The sequence below is a fragment of the Cryobacterium cheniae genome (genome assembly GCF_004403395.1).
GTDB lineage: Bacteria > Actinomycetota > Actinomycetes > Actinomycetales > Microbacteriaceae > Cryobacterium > Cryobacterium cheniae.
In genome coordinates, this window is the sequence record NZ_SOGN01000023.1 from 1 (window position 1) to 5,884 (window position 5,884).

Annotated in this window: 4 protein-coding genes and 1 pseudogene; 1 reads left to right on the forward strand and 4 read right to left on the reverse strand. The window is 64.0% G+C overall.

The window, feature by feature from the left end; genetic code table 11:
* Nucleotides 1–134 precede the first annotated feature (134 nt).
* The 4 genes and pseudogenes from E3T23_RS03755 to E3T23_RS03770 all read right to left on the reverse strand — a co-directional run.
* Nucleotides 135–1,077 (reverse strand): annotated as a pseudogene (locus tag E3T23_RS03755) (transposase); the annotation flags it as partial.
* Nucleotides 1,078–1,310: 233 nt separating this feature from the next.
* A complete protein-coding gene (locus tag E3T23_RS03760; RefSeq protein ID WP_198416174.1) occupies nt 1,311–1,721 on the reverse strand; it encodes a hypothetical protein in 411 nt (136 codons plus the stop codon).
* Between the two features lie 92 nt (nt 1,722–1,813).
* Nucleotides 1,814–2,695 (reverse strand): hypothetical protein, encoded by an 882-nt coding sequence (locus E3T23_RS03765; RefSeq protein WP_134369080.1) that lies wholly within the window; start codon nt 2,693–2,695, stop codon nt 1,814–1,816.
* Between the two features lie 362 nt (nt 2,696–3,057).
* The gene (locus E3T23_RS03770; protein WP_241977585.1) at nt 3,058–4,149 is read right to left on the reverse strand and encodes a LacI family DNA-binding transcriptional regulator; all 1,092 of its coding nucleotides are present in this window, start codon (nt 4,147–4,149) and stop codon (nt 3,058–3,060) included.
* A gap of 114 nt (nt 4,150–4,263) precedes the next feature.
* Between E3T23_RS03770 and E3T23_RS03775 the strand changes: the two genes are divergently transcribed.
* The coding region (locus tag E3T23_RS03775) for an MATE family efflux transporter (protein ID WP_134369081.1) at nt 4,264–5,884 on the forward strand (1,621 nt) is incomplete at its 3' end.

The window sequence follows — 5,884 nt, forward strand, 5'->3', positions numbered from 1 at the left end:
TCACGTCAAGTTGCGCCGCGGCCAGATCCGCAGCATCGCCGACTGCGCCATCCGTGCTGTCGACGCCGATCGAGAGGTGGGGTGCTCCTGGGAATGAGCCGGAATTTGTCAAGGTGAATGAGGCCAGCGTGAGTTTAGGCGGCTAGTTTCGGCTCCGCCTTTTGTGGTTCGGCTGGCCTGTTGATCCAGGCCGCGTCGGGGGTGGCAAGGATCTTCGGGTCACAGCTGGCGCTGAAGCGCTCGGGGTTCCGGGCGCGCGGTGGCGAGGGTCGCCGCCCGCTCGACGGCCTTGCCGGCGGCAAGGCCGTAGTGGACGTCGGCAGGGGTGTTGAGCCCGATGCCCGTGTGCCGGTGGCTGTGGTTGTAACCCTCGACGAAGGCATTCTTGAAGCGTCGGGCATCGCCGAGGCTGCCGAAGGATTCCGGGAACACGGGGGCGAATTTGAGCGTCTTGAACCACGCCTCCGAATAGGGATTGTCGTTGCTGACCCGGGGCCGGGAGTGCGATTTGGTGACCTCGAGATCCGAGAGCAGCGCGGCGACGGTCTTACTCGTCATCGATGTGCCCCGGTCGGCGTGGACGACCTGCGGGGTGCCATGGATGGAGAAGGTCTCCGTCATCATTTCCGCGGCGAGGATCGCGGACTCGGCCGGGTGGACCTTCACGCCAACGATGTATCGGGAGTAAATATCGATCATCACGTAGGCGTAGAAGTACTTGCTCTTGATCGGGCCAGGTAGTTTCGTGATGTCCCACGTATAGACCTGGCCGGGGACGGTGGCGACCAGTTCCGGGATCGCGCGGGCCGGGAGGCGGGCCAGTCGGCGGCGTTCCTTGACCTGCTTGTTCTCGGCTAATGCCCGGTAGATCGTAGAGATTGACGCCCAATACACGCCCTTGTCGAGCAGCTGCGCGTAGATTTGGATCGGCGGCAAGTCCACGAACCGGGCCGCGTTCACCACCGTCAGGATGCGGGTCCGCTCGAGGACATCGAGCCGGTTCGCCGGCACCACCAGCTGCCGGGCGGCCCGGGCGGGGGGTGTCCGGGTCGAGGTCGCCCGCATGAACCCATCTATTTTGCTGGTTGTGGATGCGGAATAGTCGATCAGTAATGCGCAAGTAACAACAGGTAGCAACGACAATGCCACAGGTCTCCCGCTCACGGAATTCGGATCACCGCCCAGTGATCGGATGGTGTTTCCCACGAATTTCCTCGGAGCCCCCAGACGATGAGCGAGCTGATGCGAGTGCGCCGGACGTGACTTTGCGGGGACGCAGGCGAAAGGCTAATACGCCAGATCTCGGCCGTTCAGTTGGACGCTATGAGCTTCCTGAGGTCCGCACCCCACCGTTGCGCACGCTCGAGCTCGCCGTCGGCAAGCGGACCCGAGTATCCGTGCAGACCGAACGTTTCGGGCTTGGCGACGGGCCGGCAACCTAACGCGACAAGTCGTTTCATCGCTTTCTTCGCCGCTGACCCAAGTAACTGGGGGCTGACAGCTCGTGTGTCGAAGGTGGCTACTGCGAGCGCACGACGCGGTGACTGCTGTCCCTCGATCCATTCTCTTATTCCCCGTTCTGGAATGTGTTCAGCACCCTGTTGTTTCGCTGAATTGCGGGTGCTCGCGGTCGACATGGAGAACGCATGGGTAGGGCCACCCAGTATCAGCAGTTCGACATCGTTGTCCAACAAAATCGGGGCCACAGCAGCGTTGATCACCTCAACGGACTCCGCGCCAAGCCCAGTAGCTATCTCCCTACCGATCAGCTCCGTGTTTCCCTAGATCGACTCCAGCACGATCACTGTGCGCATCATGCCTCCTCGGCCAGCCGTTGGTGTTCAGCTATCACGGCTGCCGGTGGAGCATCGTGACGTCGGTGCGAGTATGTGATTGCAGCCGCCAAGCTCGCCCCGACCACAACGGCGACAATCACCATTGGGACCAGTCCGCTTGTGTCGCCGGTCGCGATGATCAACGCCATCGCAGCGATGATGCTCAGTCCCATCAGCACAGAAAAGACCAGGGCCGGCACGACGCGCACCAGCCCGGTTTCGTTACCTCTCAGAGCGAGCACACCGATGATGATCAGGCCTGGCAGGACCACGGAAAGATCGATCACATGGACTGGGTTCACGATCAGCCCCGCGACCTCAAGGCTGAGTGGTGCCTGGCCAGTGACAGTGGCTGGGATGAGCTCGCTTAACCACAGCAGGGCAAAGACCGCGCCGGTTCCGATCAACACCCAGGCGGCGAACACCCGGGCTGCGGCCCGCGGAGCTACAGACCGATGCTCGCCTTTATGGAGCGCATAAATCAGGGTGTAACAGACGAGACCCAGAATGGCGACGTAGACGAGGAAGAGACGACTGAAGTGCACAGCAAACGCGTACACGAGGTACGCGTACAGGAGATAGAGCAGAGTCCCCATCCAGAGCTGCGCTGCTCTTGGTGAACCGGCACGCATCCGGATCGCACTCACGACCAGCAGGACTACCGCTATCAGGTTGCCGATGTCTTGCCCACGCGCCTGCAAAACCCAGTTCTCCGTTTCCAGCTGGTACGGCCAAAAGGCGAACAGGCCAAGCAGGCTAGCAAACGTCACGAGCGCGGAAATAACGAAGGATGCCACGACGAGCAACGTTCCCCGCGATCGATCGCCGCGCGCGGTTAAACCGGGTGGGTTTGGGTCCATGATCGGAGTGTACCGGCGGCCGCGCCCGCTCTGCATCGGGGCTTCAATAACCCGGGCCCGCCACGCACGACCGCCGAAGCCATGCAGGAGCGCCGAATCAGCTTGTCCAACCTGCATATCAGTCCGGCCCTGAACATGACGGTGGTGGCCCCCGACGGGCCCTGGCCAGCGAACCCGGTCGGAGACACGCCATCCCTTGCCGGTACAGAATCGTCGTGGACGACAAATAGTGGTTCCCATTCTGGTTTTGGGCTCGAAGGTGGTTTGACTCGGTCTGAGCGCGTGGCTCCGCTCGCCACCCGAGATCCTCGCTGAGATGGGTTGGCCGATACCGGCTCGGGCGTTGACTACCAGATAGTTCGTCAATGCCCTGAGGGGCGGACCTGTCCGGTGCTCTCGCGGATCACCATCTCGGTCGTAAGAACATAGTGCTCATCGGTGGGGGCTGAGCCGTCGCGGGCTTGAGCGATGGCGTCGATGAGCGCGGAAGCCGCTGCGTCGCCTTTGGCTGCCGTGTTCTGGCGCACGGTGGTCAACGTTGGGTGCATGCGGCGAGCGACGGGGCTGTCATCGAAGCCCACGACCGAGACGTCGTCGGGCACTCGAAGGCCTAGGGACTGCGCGCCCTCCACGACCCCGCGCGCCATAACATCGCTGAGGCACAGGATAGCAGTGACGGGATTTAAGGTATCCAGGATGTGACGGGCGCTGTCGAAGCCGGCGGAGAACTCCGAGTAGGGCTGCTGGATCATGACCGCGTCGGACCCTGCAAGGTTCAGCGCGTCGAGCCAACCGTGCATCCGCTGCCGGGCGATGTAGGAGCTAGCGGTGGGCGCTGGCGGAGCGAGGATGCCGTGCGGGCCGGCGAGGCTCGCGGTCACAATCGCGAACCGGCGGTGGCCAAGGTCCACGAGATACTGGGCGATTGCCCGGGCTGCGGCGCGGTCGTCGATGTTGATGCAGGTGGATCCGACCGCCGGTTCCTGATCAACGAAGACCAGCGGAATTCTTCGTCGCCGGAGCCAGTCGACGGCCGGCGAGTCTACCTCGCACGAATACACGAGGGCACCGTCGATCGCGACGTCCCGGGCGGGGATGATGTCGTCACGTCCCGAAGAAGTCAGCAGCGTCAGCGCCAGCCCGGTCGGAGCGAGTCGCGCGGCGATAGCCCCGAGAAATTCGGCGGCCACCTCATCGGTGAACGCCGGGGCTAACGAGTCTGTTAGCAACACGCCGATCGCCCCCGTGGCGCCACGGGCCAGAGCTCGGGCGGACGGATCGGGGCCCACGTAGCCGAGTACATCCGCCGCAGCAAGGATCTGACGGCGCAGGTCGGGGGAGAGCTGATCAGGTCGGGAGAACGCGTTCGACACCGTCATACGGCTCACGCCGACTTGATCGGCGATCGTCTGAAGCGTCACTTTGCCCGGGTTCGGGGATCGCTGTGCTGCCACCTACGCAACCTACAGCACGTCGCATGCCGGACCGACCGAACGACGCTGGTGAGACCCGGGCGATTTGCGGCATCCGAGGGCCATCGAAGCTTGCTGTACCGGTATAGTAAAGTTATGTTTACCGATCGAGGCTTCCTGGATGACGTGCGGCGGATCGCGTTGCCGATCACCGCGCAGGCGATGATCATGTCGCTGCTAATGATGACCGATCAGCTCATGGTGGGTCAGCTCGGCGCCACGGCGGTCGCCTCGGTGGGCATCAGCGCGAAGATCACAGGTATCGTCTCCGTGGTGCTGGCCGGCCTGGCGACGGGGACCACTATCTTCTGCGCGCAGTACTGGGGCAACAAGGACACCGGCCGAATCCGGCAGATCTTCGGCCTCAGTCTCGCGCTCGGCCTGATCTTCTCGAGTGGCATGACAGCGCTGGTCGCCGTCTTCCCGACCCAGGTGTTCGGCGCGTTCACGACGGACGCCCAGGTCCTGGCCGACGGCGGGGCGTACCTGCGCATCGTCGCGATCAGCTTCGTACCGACAATGGCTACGATGATCTATTCCGCCGTGCTGCGCAGCACCGGCCAGGTCAAGCTCCCCCTGTACGCCAGCACCTGCGCCGTAATCCTCAACGTGGTGCTCGACTTCGGGCTCATCTTCGGCCACCTGGGACTGCCGGAGCTGGGTCTCGTCGGGGCCGCGGTCGGCACGACGATCGCCCGGTTTGTCGAGTTTGTACTCATCGTGGGCGGCACCTACGCAACCCGGCACGTCGCTGCGGTCACCCGGCTGGGAGACCTGCGTGGGCACGACGGCGGCCTGCCGCGGCGGTTCCTCATCGTGTCGCTGCCGCTGGCCGCGAACGAGCTGCTCTGGATCTTAGGGGAGAGCGCCTACGCGGTCGTCTACGGCCGGATGGGCACCGAGCAGATGGCGGCCATGAGCATGACGTTCCCGCTGCAGGGCCTCGGCATCGGCTTGCTGAGCGGGCTGGCCGGTGCCGCTTCGGTGCTTGTCGGGCACCGGTTGGGCCGAGGCGACTACGACGGCGCCGCAGACTACGCCGCCAAGATCATCCGCCTCGGGGTGCTGCTCGCGGTCGTCGTCGGGGCCGTTGTCGCGGCCGGGTCGAGCTTCTTCGTGAGCCTGTACCAGATTGCCCCAGAGGTCCAGCACCTCGGGCGCCTCTGCATCCTGGTGTTCTGCGGGTTCTTGTGGGTCAAGGTCGCCAACATGATCCTGGCCGGCGCGGTGCTCAACGCCGGGGGCGACAGCAGGTTCGTTCTCGTCATGGAATCGCTGGCGACCTGGGTCGTCGGGGTGCCGACCGCGTTCCTTGCGGCATTCACAATCGGGCTGCCCATCTGGTGGGTCTACCTTCTGCTGTCCGTCGAGGAGGTCGTCCGCCTCGCCGTGGGCAGGCGGCGCCTCATCTCCCGAAAGTGGGCCAGGAGCCTGGTCGAGCCCCGTAGGGACGGCGCAGGCATGCCAGGGACGTCAGGTCGAGCAGTTCGCAGGTCGGCTACCGCGAACCTCGACCGGTTCCCCACCATCTCTTCTCCGACCCACACCGAAAGAGCCACCATGAAGTTTCACTCAACAAACGAACCGATATTGCGGCGCGCAGGCAATGCTCGGCCCACAATGATTATCAGGCGTGAGGAGCCGGTCGACCGTTGGGCGGTGGAAAACCTGACGCGCGACGCATTCTGGGGGATGAGGGGCCCGGGCTGCGACGAGC